Here is a 22,067-nt window from a genome sequence, read left to right as displayed (position 1 = left end):
AATGAGAGTGGGACAGAAATCGGTAATTCGTTAGAATTCGATTTCGTCGTCTCACCTCCGCACAGTTGAGTAGGGCTGTAAAAGCTGATGAAATCAGCGTAGTAGAGCCCACGCAACCACTGCGTCTTGCTCGACAATCCAAAAACAATTAAGAGGCTAGGACTTTTGTCCCAGCCTCATTTTTTATAATTATTAACGAAACAAGATGTTTGTTATATATTGAAACGACTAAAGGATTAGTCAAAGTAAAGTAAGTCTTTGCTGGTTTCTGTGAAGAGTCCAAATCCGTCTTTTGTGACATAACCACAATCTTCGATACGGACACCGACTTTACCTGGAATATAGATTCCTGGTTCAACTGAGAAGCACATGCCTTCTTCAAGTACCAGGTCATTTCCTTCCATAATAGAAGGGAATTCATGCACGTCCATTCCGATCCCGTGTCCGAGGCGATGGTTGAAGTATTCACCATAACCAGCTTTTTCAATGACGCTCCGGGCAGCACGGTCGACGTCGTGTGCTGTTACTCCTGGTTTGATCATGTCAATGGCTGCTTGTTGAGCTTCTAACGTCAAGTGGTAGATTTCTTTTTTGAAATCATCAGGTTTTCCAACAGCAACAGTACGAGTCATATCAGACGCATAACCATTCACCATACAGCCAAGGTCAAAGAGCAAGAGAGCATCGTTTTCGACTTTGTTGCTTCCAGGAATTCCGTGTGGGTTAGCTGCATTATTTCCAGTCAAGACCATGGTTTCAAAGCTCATTTCATAACCCAAGCGTTTGATACCAAAGTCGATTTCTGCTACGATATCAGTTTCTGTTTTATCTAGTGAGATGGCGTCGAATCCCATATTGACAGCCTTATCTGCATATTGACCAGCCACCAACATTTTTTGGATCTCATCAGCAGATTTGATCAAGCGCATGCGGTTAATCCGTGGTGTCAAGTTGGTGAATTGAGCCTGTTCAAAGACAGTACGTAAGCCATTGTATTTGGTAAGGATCAAGTTATCATATTCAAGTGCAACGGTTTTGGCATCGGGTTTTGCGACAGCCCCTTTAATCTTTTCCCAAGGGTTTTCAGAATCCACATAGCCAACCACTTGGAAATCGACAACTGCAGTTGCCCGTTCCACTTCAAGTGCAGGAACGAAGAGAAGTGGTTCATGGTCAGTGTAAACGAACAAGAAGAGTTGACGTTCGTGGGGATCACTGTAAAATCCAGTCAGGTAATTGATGGTGACAGGATCGGATACAACAGCGACATCTGTTTTTTCAGTTTCAAGAAAATCGACGATTTGATCTAATTTAGACATAATGCTACCTTCTTTCTATGGATCTATTTTGTCAAATTTTCCCCAAAAAAGCAAGAGTTTACAAAATTTTACCAAAATACTTGAAAGTGTTTACAATCCATGATAAAATAGGATTAATTAGAGAGTGAAAACGAAATTTTCAATAATGAAAGGAAATCTTATGAATACAGACGATACAGTAACGATTTATGATGTCGCCCGTGAAGCAGGGGTTTCAATGGCAACCGTTAGTCGTGTAGTAAATGGGAATAAAAACGTTAAAGAAAATACACGTAAAAAAGTATTAGAAGTGATCGAACGCTTGGATTACCGTCCAAATGCTGTTGCGCGTGGTCTTGCTAGCAAGAAAACAACAACAGTCGGTGTTGTGATTCCAAACATCACGAATAGCTATTTCTCTACATTGGCTAAGGGGATCGATGACATTGCTGAAATGTATAAGTACAATATTGTTCTTGCAAATAGCGATGAAGACGATGACAAAGAAGTTTCAGTGGTAAACAACCTCTTTTCAAAACAAGTGGATGGGATCATTTTCATGGGCTATCATTTGACAGAAAAGATTCGCTCAGAATTTTCACGCTCTCGGACGCCAGTTGTCCTTGCTGGAACAGTGGATGTTGAACACCAATTACCAAGTGTCAATATTGACTACAAGCAAGCGACTGTGGATGCTGTTACACAGTTGGCAAAACACAACAAGAAAATTGCTTTTGTAAGCGGCCCATTGGTGGATGATATCAATGGAAAAATCCGTTTGGCGGGCTACAAAGAAGCTTTGAAAGCGAAAAAATTGAGCTACAGCGAAGGACTTGTCTTTGAATCCAAGTACCGTTATGATGAAGGTTACAACTTGGCAGAACGCATCATTGCGTCCAAAGCAACAGCTGCCTTTGTGACAGGTGATGAATTGGCTGCAGGTCTCTTGAACGGCTTGTCTGATCACGGTATCAAAGTACCAGAAGATTTTGAAATCATTACTAGTGATGATTCACAAGTCACTCGTTACACGCGTCCAAATCTATCAACGATTGGCCAACCCTTGTATGACCTTGGTGCGATCAGTATGCGCATGTTGACCAAGATCATGCACAAAGAAGAGTTGGAAGAACGCGAAGTACTGTTGTCTCATACGATCAACCAACGTGGAACGACTAAAAAATAAGGATTAGTAGACTAGAGTCTCGACATGGGAAGACGTGTCTACTAGTCTGAGAGGTTAGAACAAAACTGTTCTAGCCTCTTTTTTATACTAGAAACAGGTAGAGACTTGCTGGGCACTCTTTATTTCGGTATAATAGAGGGTATGAAAGTTTTACTGTATTTAGAAGGAAAATCCGTATTACAAAAATCAGGAATTGGTCGAGCCTTGCAGCACCAAATGCATGCGCTTGATTTGGCTGGGATTCCGTATACGACAGATATTTTAGGAGATTATGATGTGGTGCATATCAATACCTATGGCCCACGGAGTTTCCTTTTGCTCCATGCAGCAAAGCGTCGTGGAAAGAAAGTCATCATGCATGGCCATTCAACCCGTGAGGATTTTGAAAATTCCTTTATCGGGTCTAACTTTTTTGCGCCCTTGTTTGGGAAGTATTTGGCTCACATGTACCAAAAGGCAGACTATGTGATCACGCCATCTGAATATTCTAAACACCTGATTCAGTCTTATGGGGTGACCACACCGATTATCGCGGTCTCCAATGGAATTGATTTGGAAAAATACAAGAAGGATCCGAAAAAAGAAGAGGTCTTTCGAAAGCATTTTAATATCCAAGAAGGCCAAAAGGTTGTCATCTGTGCAGGGCTTTATTTTAAACGCAAAGGGATTGAAGATTTCGTAGAAGTGGCCCGTCGCATGCCGGATGTTCGCTTTATTTGGCTAGGTTCTATCAACAAATGGATCATTCCGCGTAAGATTCGTCGTATCGTGGAAAAGGATCATCCGAGTAATGTGGAATTCCCTGGCTACTTCAAGGGAGCGGTCTTCCAAGGGGCCATGACGGGTTCAGATGCTTTCTTCTTCCCATCTTATGAAGAAACAGAAGGAATCGTTGTTTTGGAAGCCTTGGCCAGTCATCAGCACACGGTCTTGCGGGATATTCCAGTATACAATGGCTGGATCGACGAGACGTCATCTGAATTGTGCCACAATGTAGACGAATTTGTGGATTCCTTGAACAAGGTCTTGAACGGACAAGTAGACAAGCGGGAGGCAGGCTACAAGGTCGCCGAAAGTCGTTCGATTGACTTAGTGGCTTATCAATTGGTCGAAGCCTATCAAACAGTTTTGGAGATGTAAGATGCGTGTAGGGTTATTTACAGATACCTATTTCCCGCAAGTTTCGGGAGTAGCGACCAGTATTCGGACGCTCAAAACAGAATTAGAAAAATTGGGACACACGGTCTTTATCTTTACGACAACGGATAAAGATGTCAACCGCTATGAAGATTGGCAGATCATTCGGATTCCAAGTGTGCCTTTCTTCGCCTTTAAGGACCGCCGCGTTGCTTATCGTGGCTTCTCAAAGGCGCTTGCCATTGCTAAGCAATACCAGTTGGATATTATCCATACCCAGACTGAGTTTTCACTGGGCCTTTTGGGAGTGTGGATTGGACGTGAGTTGCGGATTCCAGTCATTCATACCTACCATACTCAGTATGAGGACTATGTTCGCTATATTGCAAGAGGTATGGTCATTCGCCCAAGTATGGTCAAATACATTGTGAGAAGTTATATGAATGATCTGGATGGCGTGATCTGTCCAAGCGAGATCGTCTATGACTTACTCCAAAAGTACAAGGTCAAGGCAGAAAAACGTATTATTCCGACAGGGATTGATTTGGCCAAGTTTGACCGACCGGAAATCACTCCGACAGAGACAGCAGCTCTTCGTGAAAAATATGAAGTCGCAGAAGATGAAACGCTTTTATTGAGTCTGTCGCGGGTTTCTTATGAAAAGAATATTCAGGCTGTTATTGCGGCCCTTCCTGGTGTCCTCAAGGTCAATCCAAAAGTTAAGTTGATCGTCGCTGGAGATGGTCCTTATTTGGATGATTTGAAAAAACAAGCGGCGAAACTGGGGATTTCAGATGCGGTTGTCTTTACAGGGATGATCCCACCAAATGAGACAGCTCTTTACTATAAGGCGGCTGACTTCTTTATTTCAGCTTCAACGAGTGAGACGCAAGGGTTGACTTATTTAGAGAGTATTGCGAGTGGTACCCCGATCATCGCTCATGGCAATCCTTATCTCGATCATGTGATTGATGATCGTATGTTTGGAAAGCTCTTTTATGAAGAGAGTGATCTGGCACAAGCGATTCTTGAAGCGATTGAGGAGATGCCTCCAATCGATGAGACCAAGTGGGCAGAAAAGATTGATGATATTTCTGCAGCAACCTTTGGCCGTCGGGTCTACGAATTTTACCTGGATAAAATCATTTCTAAAGACTTTTCAAATGATTTGAATCCTGAGCAAAGTCGGGTTAAGCGGATGTCTAAGACCATTGTGAAAATCCCGACCAAGGTGATTGCTCTTCCGGTCAATGGATCTGTGAAGATGATGAAAGCTTCGGTCAAACAAGTGAAGAAAATCCGTAAAATCACGCATTTCTTTGATTGAAAATGAAACTTTTTCTTGCAAAATTTTTCAATCGTGCTATAATAACTGACAGAGACATATCAAATCTAGGAAATCTGATAGAGAGCGCGTGGGGCTGGAAATCGCGTAGAGGATAGGTTTGGGACTACTCGTGATTCTTTTATGCAAACATAAAACGGTGGCTACGTTAGAGCCAATCAGAGGTGTCCCTCTTTTTTGAGGAACATAAATGAAGGTGGAACCACGTTGCGACGTCCTTTCGAGGAGGTCGCTTTTTTGATTTCTTAATGAAGACATCAAAAGGAGTGACGATTCCAATGTTCAAAGACACCTCCCAACCATTTAGCTACTAAAAACTTTATAAGGAGAAAATCATGATTAAGATTACTTTCCCAGATGGCGCTGTTCGTGAATTCGAATCTGGCGTTACAACTTTTGAAATTGCCCAATCTATCAGCAATTCTTTGGCTAAAAAAGCCCTTGCTGGTAAATTCAACGGCAAACTCATCGACACTACTCGTGCCATCACTGAAGATGGAAGCATTGAAATCGTGACACCTGATCACGAAGATGCTCTTCCAATCTTGCGTCACTCAGCGGCACACTTGTTTGCCCAAGCAGCTCGTCGCCTCTTCCCAGATATCCACTTGGGTGTTGGTCCAGCGATTGAAGATGGTTTCTACTACGATACAGACAACCAAGCTGGTCAAATCTCTAACGAAGACCTTCCTCGTATCGAAGAAGAAATGAAGAAAATCGTGAAAGAAAACTTCCCATCTGTTCGTGAAGAAGTGACCAAAGACCAAGCGCGTGAAATCTTCAAAAATGATCCGTACAAATTAGAATTGATCGAAGAACATTCAGAAGACGAAGGTGGGTTGACCATCTACCGTCAAGGTGAATACGTTGACCTTTGCCGTGGACCACACGTCCCATCAACTGGTCGCATCCAAATCTTCCACCTTCTGAACGTTGCTGGTGCTTACTGGCGCGGGAATAGTGACAATGCGATGATGCAACGTATCTACGGTACAGCATGGTTTGACAAGAAAGACTTGAAGAACTACCTTCAAATGCGTGAAGAAGCTAAGGAACGTGACCACCGTAAACTTGGTAAAGAGCTTGACCTCTTCATGATTTCTCAAGAAGTTGGTCAAGGTCTTCCATTCTGGTTGCCAAATGGTGCGACCATCCGTCGTGAGTTGGAACGCTATATCGTTGATAAAGAAGTAGCAGCAGGCTACCAACACGTCTACACTCCACCAATTGCTTCTGTAGAACTGTATAAAACTTCAGGTCACTGGGATCACTACCGTGAAGACATGTTCCCACCAATGGATATGGGGGATGGAGAAGAGTTTGTTCTTCGTCCAATGAACTGCCCTCACCACATTGAAGTCTACAAACACCATGTGCATTCTTACCGTGAATTGCCAATCCGTATCGCTGAAATTGGGATGATGCACCGTTATGAAAAATCTGGTGCTCTGACTGGTTTGCAACGTGTGCGTGAAATGTCTCTGAATGATGGTCATACCTTTGTGGCTCCAGAACAAATCGAGGAAGAATTCAAGAAGATCCTTCAATTGATCATCGATGTGTATGAAGACTTTAACTTGACGGATTACCGTTTCCGCTTGTCTTACCGTGATCCTGAAGATAAACACAAATACTTTGACAACGATGAGATGTGGGAAAATGCTCAACGCATGTTGAAAGCCGCTGTTGATGATATGGGTGTTGAGTACTATGAAGCTGAAGGTGAAGCAGCCTTCTACGGACCAAAATTGGATATCCAAGTGAAAACAGCTCTTGGTAAAGAAGAAACTCTTTCAACTATCCAATTGGACTTCTTGCTTCCAGAACGCTTTGATCTTCATTACATCGGAGCAGATGGGGAAGAACACCGTCCAGTCATGATCCACCGTGGGGTTATCTCAACGATGGAACGCTTTACTGCGATCTTGATTGAAAACTACAAGGGAGCTTTCCCAACCTGGCTTGCTCCTCACCAAGTAACCCTTATCCCAGTATCGAACGAAAAACACGTGGACTATGCTTGGGAAGTAGCTAAGAAACTTCGTGACCGTGGTGTTCGTGCAGATGTGGATGAACGCAATGAAAAAATGCAGTTCAAGATCCGTGCTTCACAAACTCAAAAAATTCCTTACCAATTGATTGTTGGTGACAAGGAAATGGAAGACAAGGCTGTAAACGTACGTCGTTATGGTCAAAAAGAAACAGAAACCATGTCAGTGGATGCATTTGTAGAATTGATTCTTGCAGATATTGCAAATAAATCTCGTGTTGAGAAATAAAACGATCACAGTCTGATAAATATTTTTTAGTAAGAAAAAGCAACAACTATTTCAGTTGTTGCTTTTTCTATTTTGTTTAACCTGAGCTAGTAGTGATCGGTCAAACCACCACAAATAGTATCTTCATCAACAATCCTTTCTATCCATTAACTTTTGGATATAGGATATCCTCCCAAGATTTGCTTCCATGAGTTAGATAAGTTGACTATCCTCAGTCCTTGTCTGCTTCATTTTCTTTTACGAGATCGTTTTGTGAATCTTTTTCAGAGAGTTTTTGATCGATATACTTGTCAATGTTTTCGTAAAATTCCTTGGTCGTCTCACTATCTAATTTTGTCGAATTATGGACTTGATTGACTTTCAATTGAACAGATTGAATACCGTAAGAGTCTTGTTTTTGGCGAATGGTTTCTAATTCTTCTTCTGAAATCGGATCTCCAACAACTGTCAAGACCAATTCATTGCTGCTTGACTTGTAGACTTGATTAATGATCGTATGATTGGCGAACTCTTTTCCTACAAACTGTTTGATCCCTTCTTTTCGTGCTTGATCCATCGTCAGAGTGACTGCCGAATAGCTGGCTGGAAGAACCAATAATACAATCAAGGAGATCAACCCAATTCTCATTTTCATGTTTAGCTCTTTAAATGAACTTAAGGGAGATTGTCTCATCATAATTCTTGTTCCAACAATATTGATTAGCATGATAAAGACACAGTTGATCAAGAAAAGATAGAGAGCCCCAAATAAAAATCGTACATTTCCATTAGCTAAACCATAACCTGCAGTGCAGATAGGTGGCATCAGAGCTGTTGCAATGGCTACTCCTGGTACGATATTGTTTGCTTCTTTTTTTCTTGAACCAATGACACCTGCTATCCCACCCGCAATAGCAATGAGAACATCCCAAATGGTTGGAGAGGTTCGTGCAATCAATTCGCTACTTGCATAAGATAAGGGAGAAATCCAGAAATATAGAGTCGAGACAAGCAAACTGACCAATACTTGAGTAAATAAAACCTGTAGAGATTGCTTGATTAAACGCGTATCAAAAATAGCTAAACCAAACCCCAGTCCAATAATCGGTGTCATAAGAGGGGAAATCAGCATGGCTCCAATAATGACAGCTGTTGAATTCATATTTAGACCTATAGAGGCAATAAAAATCGAACACATCAAAATCATTGTATCTCTTAATCGAACATGAAGGTCATCATATAGTTTCTCGCGGAATTCACGTGTTGAATAGTTTCCGGACATTGGTTACTCCTTTTATTTCATATAATCTTGTTTCTGCATGGATGATGGTAGAGAGCCTTCTGTCCAAACTGACATGTTTTTAATTCTTACCTATGATTCTTTTGAACATTATCTTTTAACTATCCATCAGTCCATCCTTGACATTATATCAAAAATTTTACAGTCTTTCTCTGAAGAAATCAATTGATTTAAAAGATAGAGAAAGGAAGTAATTTTTGTATCCTTATCCGAATAAGAAGAAAAACGATATCTCCTCTGAAAATAGATACCGTTTTAATGTTTAAACATGATGAGTTTGTAGTAGCAATCCTAGCTGATATCTCCAACAAATCACGTGTTGAGAAATAATGAACAAAGAAAAGATTGAGATTTCATGATCTCAGCCTTTTTGCTTTGTCTTATTGGAAAGTCCAGCAATTGAGACTCCACATTTCTTCATAAGTTTGATATAATAAGAAGATAGAGATTGATAAGGAAAAGTAGCATTAGAAACGGGTATGTAAGATGAAAAAAATATTAGTAGTTGATGATGAAAAACCAATTTCAGATATTATCAAATTTAACATGGCAAAAGAAGGCTATGAGGTATTGACAGCCTTTGATGGTCGGGAAGCTTTAGAGGTCTTTGCGGCTGAAAATCCGGATATCATTATTCTAGATTTGATGTTGCCAGAGATTGATGGCTTGGAAGTGGCGCGGACGATTCGTAAGACTAGCAATGTGCCGATCATTGTCCTATCTGCTAAGGATACGGAATTTGATAAGGTCATTGGGCTTGAAATCGGGGCGGATGACTATGTAACCAAACCCTTCTCGAATCGGGAATTGCAAGCGCGTGTGAAAGCCTTGTTGCGTCGTTCGGAGTTTGCGGCTGATCCTCAACTTGAAAATGAGGCCGATACGGAAATTGTCATTGGTGATCTTCACATTCTTCCAGATGCTTTCTTGGTTCAAAAAGGCAACAAAGAATTGGACTTGACCCATCGCGAATTTGAATTGCTCTATCACCTTGCGACCCATGTCGGTCAAGTGATGACCCGTGAACACCTTCTTGAGACGGTGTGGGGCTATGATTACTTTGGTGATGTTCGGACAGTGGACGTGACAGTTCGTCGTTTGCGTGAAAAAATCGAGGACACACCGGGACGTCCAGAATATATCTTGACCCGCCGTGGTGTCGGATATTATATGAGAAACAATGATTGATCAACTAAAACAATTTGTAATGTCGTCGAACTTTGTCTTTGTTCTGATTACGGTTGGGTTTATCATTGTGGTAGCCTTGCTTTTGCTAGAAAACCGTAGGGACAATATCAAGCTCAGACAATTAAACGCCAAAATTAAGGATCTGATTGCAGGGGACTATTCCGAAGTGGTCGACATGCAAGGAAGTCCAGAACTGACGGATATGACCAATAGTATCAATGATCTGTCGGAGGTTATTCGCCTGACGCATGAAAACTTGGAACAAGAAACCAAGCGTTTGACCAGTATCCTTTCTTATATGACAGATGGGGTGCTTGCGACCAACAGACGCGGTCAGATCATCATGGTCAATGAAATGGCAGCCAAGCAATTGAATGTTAATCCAGATGAGGTGCTCAATACCAGTATTCTAGATTTGCTTTCACTTGGAGATGACTATGATCTACGAAGCTTGATTACAGAAGTACCAGAGTTGACCATTGATTCCCAAGATGAAAATGGGGAATACTTAAGTCTTCGTGTGCGCTTTGCTTTGATTCGTCGCGAGTCAGGTTTTATCTCTGGTCTGGTAGCTGTTTTGCACGATACGACAGAGCAGGACAAGGAAGAGCGGGAGCGTCGCCTCTTTGTCTCCAATGTGAGTCATGAATTACGGACTCCTTTGACCAGTGTGAAATCCTATCTGGAAGCCCTTGACGATGGTGCTTTGTCAGAGCCAGTAGCACCAGATTTTGTCAAGGTTTCACTCAATGAAACCAACCGCATGATGCGCATGGTCACAGATCTATTGAGCTTGTCACGAATCGACAATGAAACTAGTCAGTTGGACATCGAGTTGACCAACTTTACGGCCTTTATCACCTTTATTTTGAACCGCTTTGATAAGATCAAGAGTCAATCGCAAGAAGATACCAAGAAGTATGAACTGATTCGTGAATACCCGATCACTCCAATTTGGGTTGAAATTGATACGGATAAAATGACCCAGGTGATAGACAATATCTTGAACAATGCCATCAAGTACTCACCTGATGGTGGAAAGATCAAGGTAGGGATGAAAACGACAGATGCTCAGTTGATTATCTCTATCTCAGATGAGGGCTTGGGGATTCCAAAGAAAGACTTGCCACGTATTTTTGATCGCTTTTACCGAGTGGATAAGGCACGAAGCCGGGCCCAAGGTGGGACTGGTCTGGGCTTAGCCATTGCTAAGGAGATCGTTAAGCAACACAAAGGCTTTATTTGGGCCAAGAGTGAATATGGCAAGGGATCTACCTTTACCATTGTCTTGCCGTACGACAAAGACGCTATTAAAGACGACTGGGATACAGAAGAGGAAGAATAAGGAGTCAATGACAGAAGAGGGATTTAAGTACAGTATTTTAGCTTCAGGTTCTAGTGGGAATTCTTTCTACCTTGAGACGCCAAAGAAAAAACTGCTTATTGATGCAGGGTTATCTGGGAAAAAGATTACGGGACTATTGGCTGAAATTGATCGCAAACCAGAAGACTTAGATGCCATTTTGATTACGCACGAACACTCAGACCATATCCATGGTGTGGGTGTTTTAGCGCGGAAATATGGCATGGATCTATATGCTAATGAAGCAACTTGGAAGGCTATGGAAGGCACCAAGTATCTAGGAAAGGTCGATGATGCTCAAAAGCACATTTTTGAAATGGGGAAGACCAAGACATTTGGCGATATTGATATCGAAAGTTTTGGGGTCAGTCACGATGCTGCTGCCCCTCAATTCTATCGCTTTATGAAGGATGGCAAGAGCTTCGTCATGCTAACGGATACGGGCTATGTGAGTGATCGCTTGGCAGGTATCGTCGCGGATGCGGATGGCTATCTGATTGAGTCCAACCATGATGTAGAGATCCTTCGAGCAGGTTCGTATGCTTGGCGCTTGAAGCAGCGGATCTTGTCAGACCTAGGCCACCTTTCTAACGAAGACGGTGCAGATGCCATGATCCGAACCTTGGGAAATCGTACCAAGAAGATTTATTTGGGACATTTGTCAAAAGAGAACAATATCAAAGAATTGGCCCATATGACCATGGAGAATCAACTGGCTCGAGCAGATCTAGCTGTTGGCCATGATTTTGAGGTGCTAGATACCTCGCCAGATACCGCGACCCCTTTGACGAAGATATAAGATGGAAAACCACCTGAGGGTGGTTTTTTATTTGCCTATTTGAGGAAATCTACATCTAGTAATGAATTTGCTCTTTACCCAAAATTCGTGTATGATAGGAGTACTTTATCTCGAGAATAAATTGACGGAGAAATGTTAATTGTGAAAACATATATCGGTTATTTGGATTCGAAATGGATTTATTTTGATGAAGAAAACGAAGTATTTCAATATAATGATCAAAAAAATACTTCCAATTGGATAATGGTTGCTGCTCCACTTACAGTCTTTCTTTTAAAAGGAATTGCAAGTGTTTTAAATTCAGCCTTTGGGACCTTATCATATACGATTAATATCAGTATTGCAATGATTGGAACTCTGATAGTTTTCGGAATGCTGATGATAGCGAAGTCGAGAAAAAAAGATCAGAGAACGGGTTGGAAAACAGTTGTTTTGAAGGAAAAAGAGCGCAAAACACTTAGAGCAAAGGTGCTTGCAATTTTTATTATGAAGATTCTTTTTGCTTTTTTAGGGATTTTTTTCTTGGTTACTTATATTAGAGAAACTGATTTTTTATGTCTGATGATCTACCTTCTTGCTTTTGCTTGTGTGATGCATTTTCATCAGGAAATTAAGACCAAAAAGATTCTTAAAATATTGAAGCGTCAAATGGGATCATCCGGACAATAATTACATCGAAATATGTTTTATTGCAATAGAATGAGAGCATTGCATCTTTGCTAAGCGATTTAATGGTAGATAATATGGGCCAAGAAATTTTGGGTGGTTCATCATTTAAAAATCTCCTTGATGAATTGATATGAAAAGAAAGGGTGTTTATGCTTAAAAAAGCAAACATAGAACATTTAGCAAAAAAAAATTTTCGTTATCGCATTCTAAATGTAGATAATGAGCATTATTTAGTAGACGTGGATCGTCCTTTTATAATCTCATACTTTTTCCCGTGGTTTTTGTATTTTACATCCCATTGGGCTATTCGGTTAACTGAGGATGAATTTAACACATTAACAACATCTAGAAACGACAAGCAAAGGAATGGTTTAACACATAACAAAGGAATTTCAGCTTCAGGAGCTGCGTTTGTGGCATTGCTTTTATCGAGAGCGTTTCCGATTGAAGATTATCTGTACTTCAACTCTCATTTACTCAATATTGGATTGACGTTATTCGTTTTTGGTATTGTGATGGGAATTCGCGTGTGGATGAGCAGAAGAAAAATTGTGTCCATGCTAGAGAATAATGATCATCTTATCAAAGTATATTGTGTCCCAACAACATTAAAATTTATTTTTTTATCGCTTCTAATGCCAACGATTTCTCTTATCATTGTTTGTGTGGTTTGTTATGCGGTAATAACTAATTTTGCTCCGAACTTTGTAGTTCATTTAGGTTTATTTGTTTTTGCACTCATTTTTTTATTGTCTGGAAATACAATCTATTTCTCAGCTGAGTCAACTTTCAAAGCTAAAATGAAATAATATTGAAGTGCATATATAAAATATGGTTTGAACAACATGAAACCAATCTGAATGGTAGTTAGATCATGCTCAATCACAGAAAAGGAGAAATAGAAATGAAAAAAATGATGTTATTACTGGCTGGTTTGGTTGCTTTAACAGCTTGTAGTCAGTCTAAGCAGGATACGAAAGAGTCGACTTCCAATCAAACGACGAAGGAAACAAAAGTATCAGAGTCTTCTAAAGAAGAAAAAGGTTTGAAATTTGTAGTAGCACCTCAGTATGAAGGTAAAACATCTGAGCTAATTGAGTTAGGAAAAAAATTGCTCAAGGAACATCCTGAAGTTGGTAGTGAAGGTCATATGGTAGTCTACTTTACTGGGGCTGTATCTGAAGGAAGAGCAGCGCTCATGTTGGTCAATAAGACAGATGTGGATATCAAGAAAGATTTGAATTTTTCAATTTCTTGGTCTTATGATGGAAAGACTATTTTTGATAATCAAAAGGTAAGTTATTCCATCAAGGATAGCGGCGAATTACCATCTCATTCAGCAACTTTGATATTGTTGCCACTGAATGAGGAACAATTGGGAATTGTAGATGGAATGTCAGACCCATCTAAGATGAAGCTTCAACTATCCGATATGATACTTGCAGACTGATATCAAAAAATGAATCATATAAAGGAGAAGTAAATGCGCCTTGTTTATCTTACGGTTGGTTTTGTTTCTTTGGGATTAGGAATTATTGGGATTCCTTTGCCGATTTTACCGACGACTCCCTTTTTACTGCTATCGATGGCCTGCTTTGCTAAAAGTTCCAAACGCTTTGAAACCTGGCTCTACCAAACCAAGCTTTATCAAACCTATGTAGCGGATTACCGAGAGACCAAATCGATTGCCAAAGAACGGAAGAAATGGATCCTTCTTCAGATCTACATTCTGATGGGGATTTCGATCTATCTGGCACCGATTATTTGGGTGAAGCTTGCTCTAGGTGCTTTGACGATTTTTATCACCTATTATCTCTTAAAAGTGATTCCCAATAAGTCCGAAAATCAAACAGAAGAAGATCCTGATTAAAATTGGAGAATTCAGGCCCTAGAACTAGGAAAAGAAGTGCGTTCGTGCTTCTTTTTTGGTATACTTAAGAGTATGAATTTATTAGAAAGTAGGCTTCCCATGGAGAAATTACAAGCCCTGTTATCGGAACGGTTTCAGATCGTTTTTTCAGATAGCAGTTTATTAGATACAGCTTTTACGCACACCTCTTATGCCAATGAGCACCGCCTCTTAAAAATTTCACATAACGAACGTTTGGAATTTTTAGGAGACGCTGTTCTTCAATTAGTTATTTCCGAATATTTGTATAAGGAACACCCAAACAGACCGGAGGGAGATTTGTCCAAATTCCGTTCTATGATTGTCCGTGAAGAGAGTTTGGCTGGTTTTTCTCGGGATTGCCAATTTGACCATTTCATCAAACTGGGCAAGGGCGAAGAAAAATCTGGTGGCCGGGACCGTGATACGATCCTTGGCGATTTATTTGAAGCCTTTTTAGGTGCTCTTTTACTGGATCAAGGAGTGGAAGCGGTCAAACGCTTCATTTATCAGGTCATGATTCCTAAGGTTGAAACGGGTCAATTTTCCCAAGTCATTGACTACAAGACCCGTCTGCAAGAACTGTTGCAGGTTCACGGAGATGTGGAGATCCAATACCAAGTGGTTAGCGAGTCCGGTCCAGCTCATGCCAAAGAGTTTGAAGTAGAAGTGTTCGTGAACGGTCAAACGATGGGACATGGTCATGGTCGTTCCAAGAAGTTAGCGGAGCAGGAAGCAGCCCGCAATGCAGTTGAAACGAGGAATGATGGGCCATGTATCTAAAAGAGATTGAAATCCAAGGCTTTAAATCCTTTGCGGATAAGACAAAAGTCGTATTTGACAAAGGGGTCACTGCCGTTGTAGGGCCTAATGGATCTGGAAAATCAAATATCACGGAGAGCTTGCGCTGGGCCCTGGGGGAATCTAGTGTCAAGAGTTTACGTGGGGGCAAGATGCCCGATGTTATCTTTGCAGGGACAGAATCGCGAAAACCGCTGAATTATGCTTGTGTCACAGTTGTCTTAGATAACCAGGATGGTTTTATCCAACAAGCGGGGAAAGAAATTCGTGTCGAACGGCATATTTATCGTTCAGGAGACAGCGAGTACAAGATCGACGGCAAGAAAGTACGTCTCAGAGATGTGCATGATCTGTTCATGGATACGGGATTGGGACGTGATTCCTTCTCCATTATCTCCCAAGGACGGGTAGAGGAGATCTTTAACTCCAAACCGGAAGAACGCCGGGCCATCTTTGAAGAAGCTGCTGGTGTCTTGAAATTTAAGACGCGGCGTAAGGAAACTGAGACCAAACTCAACCAAACCCAGGAGAATTTGGACCGTTTGGAGGACATCCTTTATGAATTAGAAGGACAGATCCAACCTCTTGAAAAGCAAGCGACGGTTGCTCGCCGTTTCTTGGAATTAGACCAAGAACGGCAGGTTCTCTTGCTGGATGTTTTAGTTGCTCAAGTCGATCTGACAAAAGAGCTCTACGAAAAGGCTGATCAAGAAGAAAAGGCCATTCAAGAACAGTTGGCTTCTTATTACCAACGTCGTCAGGTCTTAGAAGAAGAGAATGTACGCATCAAGAAAGCCCGTCATCAGTTGGATGAGAGCTTAGCTGAGGACCAGGCCAGCTTACTTGAGGTTACTCGTTTGATCAGTGATTTGGAAAAGCAAATCGAAGTAGCTAAGTTGCAATCGAGTCAAGCGGCCCATAGTCGCAGGGAAAATCTTGAGCGGTTGGATGCTGTTTTAGCCCGTCTGGAAGAAGCGAAACAAGAGCTGGCTCAAAAACAAGAGACGCTAGCTGTGCTTCAACAAAGACTGACAGAGAACCGTCAGCAACAAGAAGAGTTGGAAAAAGAATTAGCCAACTACGAAGAAGATCCGGAACAAGTCATTGAGCATCTACGCGAGCAGTATGTCGCACTCTTACAGACGGAGGCTGAAAAATCTAATGAACGGACAGCCATTGAGAGTCGGATCCAAGCACTCCTGCAAGAATCTAGCCATCGTCAAGAGGATTTGACCAAGGCACAAACAAACTTCGAAGCTGCCAAGGAAAAAGAAGTCCGACAATTGGAAGAGTTGGATCAGGCACAAGCGACGGTCAAGGGTTTACTAGTAGAATATCAAGAGCAACTGGTAAAAGTGGAGCAGGCCAAAGCTGCCTACCAAGAGGCTCAAGCTACCATGTTTGACTTGATGGATGAGAGCAAGAATAAGCGGGCGCGGATCAATAGCTTGGAAGCCATTCAGAAGAACCATAGTAACTTCTATGCAGGCGTCAAGAGCGTTTTGCAAGAAGCAGAACGGTTAGGAGGCATCTGTGGGGCTGTTAGTGAGAATTTGAGTTTCTCAAAAGACTACCAGACGGCGCTTGAAATTGCTCTGGGAGCTAGCAGCCAACAGATCATTGTCGAAGATGAAAAGGCTGCAACGCGAGCGATCGATTTCTTGAAACGCAATCGCTTGGGACGGGCAACTTTCCTTCCGCTCACGACGATCAAAGCTCGTCAACTATCCCCTCGGAATTTGGAATTGATTCAAGCCAGTGCAGGATTTCTAGGAATTGCGAGTGACTTAGTGACCTATGAAAATCGGTTTGAACAGATTTTCCAAAACCTGCTTGGAGTAACGGCTATCTTTGACACGACGGAGCATGCGCGTGAGGCGGCTCGTAAAGTCAATTATCAAGTTCGGATGGTGACCTTGGATGGGACCGAATTGCGGACCGGAGGATCGTATGCCGGTGGTGCCAATCGTTCCCAAAATACGGTTTTTGTCAAACCAGAATTAGATAGTTTGAAGCAGAAAATGCAAGCTCTGGATGCTCGTTTGAGAGAAGCTGAGCAGGAGGTAGAGACCAAGGACAATCTGCTCAAGCAGGCGCAAGAATACCTGGCCTCTATTCAAAGCCAAGGTGAGCAAGCGCGTCTAGAGCAACAGCGGGCCCAATTGGCCTACCAACAAAGCCAAGAGCAACTGAAAGAAATTCAGGAACTCTTAGAAGCTTTGAAGTCAGAATTGGCAACAGATGCGACCCAGTCTCTTCAAGAAGAGCTGGAGTCTCTTACTGAGCAATTGGCAGAAATTGAGCTTCAAAAAGAAAATCTGAATCGCGACATTGAAACCATGAAGTCGGACAAAGATGTTCTGCAACAAAAGGTACAAAACCTGCAAGAGCAATTGGCAGAATTGCGACTTCAACAGACCGAATGTAAGAGCCAACAAAGCTATGAGCAAACAGATGCTCGTCGCTTGGAAGAAACGATCTCCCAGTTGGAAGTAGAAGAGCATCAGTTGCAATTGCTGATTGAACAAGGCGATGCCCAAGTTCAAACAGTAGATGTGGAGCAGCTAGCCAATCAATTGGCACAGGCCCAAGCCAAGAAAACGGACTTGGAACAAGGGGTCATTCGGAAACGCTTTGAGCTAGATGATTTGGAAGGCCAGGCCGAAGATGTGGCAGAACAGATGGAACAAGCGCGTAAGAAAAACGAAGAATGGATTCGTCAACAAGCCAAGGCTGAAGCGACACGTGAAAAGCATGCGGATCATTTGAACAAGCTCTTAACGCAAATTACCGATGAATTCATGCAAAGCTTTGAACAAGCCAAAGAGCAGGCCAAACCTGTTGAAAATCTTGCAGCAGCTGAGAATCAGCTCAAGAGCATCGAAAAAGATATTAAGGCACTTGGTCCTGTCAATGTGGATGCGATCGAGCAGTACGATGAGGTGAAGGGGCGCTTTGATTTCCTTTCCAGCCAGCGTGAGGATGTCTTGGCTGCGAAAAACATGCTTCTGTCCACCATCAACGACATGAATGACGAAGTCAAGGAACGTTTTAAATCAACTTTTGAAGCCATTCGTGAATCCTTTAAAGTCACTTTCCGTCAAATGTTTGGTGGGGGTTCTGCTGATTTGATTCTGACAGAGCCAGATCTTCTGACAGCTGGTGTTGAGATTTCTGTGCAGCCACCTGGTAAAAAGATCCAATCCTTAAACCTCATGAGTGGTGGAGAAAAGGCCTTGTCTGCCTTGGCCCTCTTGTTCTCGATTATTCGTGTCAAGACCATTCCATTTGTCATTCTGGATGAGGTAGAGGCTGCCCTAGATGAGGCTAATGTTAAGCGCTTTGGGGATTATCTGAACCGCTTTGATAAGGAAAGCCAATTTATTGTCGTGACGCACCGGAAGGGAACTATGTCGGCTGCAGATTCCATCTATGGGGTGACCATGCAGGAATCTGGGGTTTCTAAAATCGTCTCAGTAAAATTGAAAGACTTAGAAAATGAAGAATAATGATATTAAATTGATTGCTACGGATATGGATGGAACCTTTCTAAATGATCAACATCAGTACGATCAAGACCTTTTACGCAAGGTATTAGCAAGCTGCAAAGAAAAAGGCATTTATTTTGCTGCTGCGAGTGGCCGTGCCCTCCTTTCTCTCAAATCTCTCTTTAAAGGATTTGAGGACCAGATGATTTTCATTGCTGAAAATGGTAGTGTGGTAGAATTTCATGGAGAAGATCTCTACGAAGCGACCATGTCCAAAGACTTTTATTTGGGTGTTTTTGAGGCTTTGAAATCTTCACCTTATGCAGACCCGAATAAGCTTCTTTTGACCGGGAAAAAAGGGAGCTATGTATTAGAAACAGTAGATCCCGACTATCTGGCCTTGAGTCAGCACTACAATGAAAACATTCAAAAAGTGCAAAACCTAGCAGATATTCAGGATGAAATCTTCAAATTGACCACCAACTTTGATGCAGCTCTAGTACTTGAAGGTGAGCAATGGGTCACTGAGAACATCCCCGGTGTCAAAGCGATGACGACAGGTTTTGAATCGATTGATATTGTCCTCGATTATGTCGATAAGGGAGTGGCCATTACCGCCTTAGCGGATAAACTAGGGATCTCGATGGATCAGGTGATGGCTTTCGGGGATAACTTAAATGACCTCCATATGATGCAAGTCGTGGGCCATCCTGTAGCGCCAGAAAATGCACGTCCTGAAATCTTAGCGATTGCTGAAAAAGTCATCGGCCACCATGCGACTGGTTCTGTCCTACGCTACATGGAGGAAATTGTATGAGTAAGATTTCCTTGATTGCGCTGGATTTAGATGGGACCCTTCTCAATTCAGAAAAAAAGATCTCCCCTCGCAATAGAGCAGCCCTCGCTGCTGCACAGGCCCAAGGTGTCAAGGTGGTTCTAACCACTGGTCGGCCCCTGAAAGCCATGGATTTTCTTTTGGAAGAATTGGGAACAGCAGGCCTCAAAGAAGAGTATACGATTACCTTCAATGGTGGCTTAGTGCAGCGAAATAATGGAGAGATTCTCTCAAAAGTTGTCTTGGCACCAGAAGATGTCGCAACCATTCATGATGAAACAGCCCGTCTAGGCCTTCCGCTGGATGCTATCAGTGAGGGAACGGTTTATGAGATTCATGCAGATCGAAAGTCTCTCTATTCCCTTTACAATCCCTACCTGAACTTTATTGAAACTGATTTTAAAGACCTGCCATCCACGATTTCCTACAACAAGTGTGTGACAGCAGTCGATCAAGACTTTTTAGATGCAGCGATCAAGCAGATCAAGCCGGACTTATTTCAAGACTATGAAATTTTTAAATCTCGGGAAATGTTGCTGGAATGGTGCCCTAAAAATGTTCACAAGGCGACAGGTTTAGAGGCACTGGCAGCTATTTTGGGCCTTAAGGCAGATCAAGTCATGGCCTGTGGAGATGAAGCCAATGACCTGTCTATGATCCAGTGGGCTGGACTAGGGGTTGCCATGGGCAATGCGATTCCAGCAGTGAAGGAAGTTGCAGCGCTTGTGGCCCCTGTGACCAATGACCAAGATGCTGTCGCATGGGCGATTGAAAATTATGTGCTAAAGGAGAGTGAATAAATGGGATTATTTGATCGTTTATTTGGAAAAAAAGAAGAAACTGAAAAAGTGCTTCCGTCTTCGGAAGAAGTGACGGAAAGTACTGAGGTTGAAGAAACTGTCAAAGAGGAGCCGGCGGCTACCTTAAATGACAAGGAAGAGCAAAAAATCGCTGATATGGAGGCTTATTACCAAGAGCTCAAAGCGCGAATTGCAGCCACTCATCAACCTATTTCAACCGTTGCTCAAGAAGAGCCGGCAGAGGAACCTCTTGTTGAAGAAATCGTGACTTCAGAGACTCCTGAAGATCAAGAACCAGTAGAGGAGCCTCCAGTTGCCTTTGAACCTGCTCAAACAGAAGCAATTCCTCAAGAAGTTTCACCACTAGCTGATGACACGGAGACTGAGCCTCTTGAAGAAGTGAAAATTGAAGCGGAAGAAACTGAAGATGGTGAGGAAGCAGATGGGGCTAACGGTTCAGAACTGGAAGAAGAGTCACCGATTGCTTCTCCATCATCTGAAGCTGAGCTAGTAGAAGGGAGCACGACAGAAGAGGAGTCTCCAGAACTAGTAGAAGCTCAGGATGAGGTTTCAGAACCTGAAGTATCAGAAGCGATCGCTCAAGTGGAAGAAACTTCAGAAGTTGCAGAAGCTGAGTCCAGACTTCCTCAAGGAGAAGCAGCATCAACCGTTGAGGAAAGAACTGTTGAAGAGGCAGAGCAGCCAATTCCAGACGAGGTTAAGCCTCAGCAAGAAACCATTCAGGAAAAATACGATCGTAGCTTGAAAAAGACACGGACTGGATTTGGAGCACGTCTCAATGCCTTCTTTGCTAATTTCCGTTCAGTCGATGAAGAATTCTTTGAAGAATTGGAAGAACTCTTGATCATGAGTGACGTTGGGGTTCAAGTGGCCTCTAATTTAACCGAAGAGTTGCGCTATGAAGCCCGTTTGGAAAATGCCAAAAAACCAGATGCTCTCAAACGCGTGATCATCGAAAAATTGGTGGACTTGTATGAAAAGGATGGCCAATTTAATGAAGCCATTCGTTTTCAAGAAGGCCTTACGGTCATGCTCTTTGTTGGGGTCAATGGAGTTGGTAAAACCACATCTATCGGGAAGTTAGCCCACCGCTACAAACAAGAAGGCAAGAAAGTCATGTTGGTTGCAGCAGATACTTTCCGTGCAGGAGCAGTGGCTCAACTGGCAGAATGGGGACGCCGTGTAGACGTTCCAGTTGTAACAGGTCCTGAAAAATCAGATCCTGCTAGCGTCGTCTTTGATGGAATGGAACGTGCGATCGCTGAAAACATCGATGTTCTGATGATTGATACGGCGGGTCGTCTGCAAAACAAGGACAACCTCATGGCGGAGCTTGAAAAAATCGGCCGGATTATCAAGCGAGTGGTGCCTGATGCGCCGCATGAAACCTTGCTGGCCCTCGATGCATCGACTGGTCAAAATGCCTTGGTGCAAGCCAAAGAATTTTCAAAAATTACGCCTGTGACAGGAATTGTATTGACCAAGATCGATGGAACGGCTCGAGGTGGGGTCGTCCTTGCGATCCGTGAAGAGTTGGACATTCCAGTGAAGTTGATTGGATTCGGAGAAAAGATTGATGACATCGGACCATTCCATTCAGAAAACTTCATGAGAGGCCTCTTGGAAGGCTTGATTTAAGAGTCGAATAGAAAAAGACAAATTGTTGGAAGAACAATTTGTCTTTTTGTTTC

General features: G+C 42.4%; 18 protein-coding genes. 16 read left to right on the top strand and 2 right to left on the bottom strand.

Annotated features, from left to right (window positions below; all coding sequences use genetic code 11):
* Positions 1–236: 236 nt before the first annotated feature.
* On the bottom strand, positions 237–1,319 hold the full coding sequence (locus H7T92_RS00430; protein WP_201036701.1) for a M24 family metallopeptidase: 1,083 nt from the start codon (positions 1,317–1,319) through the stop codon (positions 237–239).
* A gap of 160 nt (positions 1,320–1,479) precedes the next feature.
* On the opposite strand from H7T92_RS00430, the gene ccpA reads away from it, so the two are divergent.
* The 4 genes from ccpA to thrS all read left to right on the top strand — a co-directional run bounded on the left by ccpA (position 1,480) and on the right by thrS (position 7,245).
* On the top strand, positions 1,480–2,484 hold the full coding sequence (gene ccpA / locus H7T92_RS00425) for a catabolite control protein A (protein ID WP_045759706.1): 1,005 nt from the start codon (positions 1,480–1,482) through the stop codon (positions 2,482–2,484).
* A gap of 141 nt (positions 2,485–2,625) precedes the next feature.
* The gene (locus tag H7T92_RS00420) at positions 2,626–3,624 is read left to right on the top strand and encodes an LTA glycolipid anchor biosynthesis glycosyltransferase, IagA/BgsA family (RefSeq protein WP_003008161.1); all 999 of its coding nucleotides are present in this window, start codon (positions 2,626–2,628) and stop codon (positions 3,622–3,624) included.
* A gap of 1 nt (position 3,625) precedes the next feature.
* A complete protein-coding gene (locus tag H7T92_RS00415; RefSeq protein ID WP_201036700.1) occupies positions 3,626–4,948 on the top strand; it encodes a glycosyltransferase family 4 protein in 1,323 nt (440 codons plus the stop codon).
* 353 nt (positions 4,949–5,301) lie between these two features.
* The gene (gene thrS, locus H7T92_RS00410; protein WP_201036699.1) at positions 5,302–7,245 is read left to right on the top strand and encodes a threonine--tRNA ligase; all 1,944 of its coding nucleotides are present in this window, start codon (positions 5,302–5,304) and stop codon (positions 7,243–7,245) included.
* Between the two features lie 211 nt (positions 7,246–7,456).
* On the opposite strand, the gene H7T92_RS00405 is transcribed toward thrS, so the two are convergent.
* Entirely contained in the window at positions 7,457–8,506 is a 1,050-nt protein-coding gene (locus tag H7T92_RS00405) for a DUF389 domain-containing protein (RefSeq protein WP_150906395.1), read from the bottom strand.
* A 504-nt stretch (positions 8,507–9,010) separates the two neighbouring features.
* On the opposite strand from H7T92_RS00405, the gene yycF reads away from it, so the two are divergent.
* The 12 genes from yycF to ftsY all read left to right on the top strand — a co-directional run bounded on the left by yycF (position 9,011) and on the right by ftsY (position 22,014).
* Positions 9,011–9,712 (top strand): response regulator YycF, encoded by a 702-nt coding sequence (gene yycF, locus H7T92_RS00400; RefSeq protein ID WP_003008151.1) that lies wholly within the window; start codon positions 9,011–9,013, stop codon positions 9,710–9,712.
* Entirely contained in the window at positions 9,705–11,057 is a 1,353-nt protein-coding gene (gene vicK, locus H7T92_RS00395) for a cell wall metabolism sensor histidine kinase VicK (protein WP_031573918.1), read from the top strand. Before yycF ends, vicK begins: the two co-directional genes overlap by 8 nt.
* A gap of 7 nt (positions 11,058–11,064) precedes the next feature.
* Positions 11,065–11,874, top strand: coding sequence for an MBL fold metallo-hydrolase (locus H7T92_RS00390; RefSeq protein WP_023918725.1), 810 nt, complete (start codon positions 11,065–11,067; stop codon positions 11,872–11,874).
* A gap of 141 nt (positions 11,875–12,015) precedes the next feature.
* Complete coding sequence (locus H7T92_RS00385; protein WP_201036698.1) at positions 12,016–12,543, top strand: hypothetical protein; 528 nt, start codon at positions 12,016–12,018, stop codon at positions 12,541–12,543.
* A gap of 149 nt (positions 12,544–12,692) precedes the next feature.
* Complete coding sequence (locus tag H7T92_RS00380; RefSeq protein WP_201036697.1) at positions 12,693–13,352, top strand: DUF443 family protein; 660 nt, start codon at positions 12,693–12,695, stop codon at positions 13,350–13,352.
* Positions 13,353–13,447: 95 nt separating this feature from the next.
* Complete coding sequence (locus tag H7T92_RS00375) at positions 13,448–13,993, top strand: putative periplasmic lipoprotein (protein ID WP_201036696.1); 546 nt, start codon at positions 13,448–13,450, stop codon at positions 13,991–13,993.
* A gap of 33 nt (positions 13,994–14,026) precedes the next feature.
* On the top strand, positions 14,027–14,413 hold the full coding sequence (locus tag H7T92_RS00370; RefSeq protein WP_201036695.1) for a YbaN family protein: 387 nt from the start codon (positions 14,027–14,029) through the stop codon (positions 14,411–14,413).
* A gap of 99 nt (positions 14,414–14,512) precedes the next feature.
* On the top strand, positions 14,513–15,214 hold the full coding sequence (rnc, locus tag H7T92_RS00365; protein ID WP_070506695.1) for a ribonuclease III: 702 nt from the start codon (positions 14,513–14,515) through the stop codon (positions 15,212–15,214).
* On the top strand, positions 15,205–18,741 hold the full coding sequence (smc, locus tag H7T92_RS00360) for a chromosome segregation protein SMC (RefSeq protein WP_201036694.1): 3,537 nt from the start codon (positions 15,205–15,207) through the stop codon (positions 18,739–18,741). The genes rnc and smc overlap by 10 nt, the downstream gene beginning before the upstream one ends.
* Positions 18,731–19,537, top strand: a complete 807-nt coding sequence (locus H7T92_RS00355) for a Cof-type HAD-IIB family hydrolase (RefSeq protein ID WP_049497382.1) — start codon at positions 18,731–18,733, stop codon at positions 19,535–19,537. Before smc ends, H7T92_RS00355 begins: the two co-directional genes overlap by 11 nt.
* Positions 19,534–20,355 carry a Cof-type HAD-IIB family hydrolase gene (locus H7T92_RS00350; RefSeq protein ID WP_024054729.1) on the top strand — a complete coding sequence of 274 codons (822 nt, stop codon included), beginning with the start codon at positions 19,534–19,536 and terminating at the stop codon, positions 20,353–20,355. The genes H7T92_RS00355 and H7T92_RS00350 overlap by 4 nt, the downstream gene beginning before the upstream one ends.
* Complete coding sequence (gene ftsY / locus H7T92_RS00345; protein WP_201036693.1) at positions 20,356–22,014, top strand: signal recognition particle-docking protein FtsY; 1,659 nt, start codon at positions 20,356–20,358, stop codon at positions 22,012–22,014.
* Positions 22,015–22,067 lie beyond the last annotated feature (53 nt).

The organism is Streptococcus parasanguinis (assembly GCF_016648855.1).
In the GTDB taxonomy this organism is placed as follows: Bacteria; Bacillota; Bacilli; order Lactobacillales; family Streptococcaceae; genus Streptococcus; species Streptococcus parasanguinis_L.
Note: the sequence above shows the minus strand (reverse complement) of the source record. Positions and strands in the feature narration are given on the sequence as shown.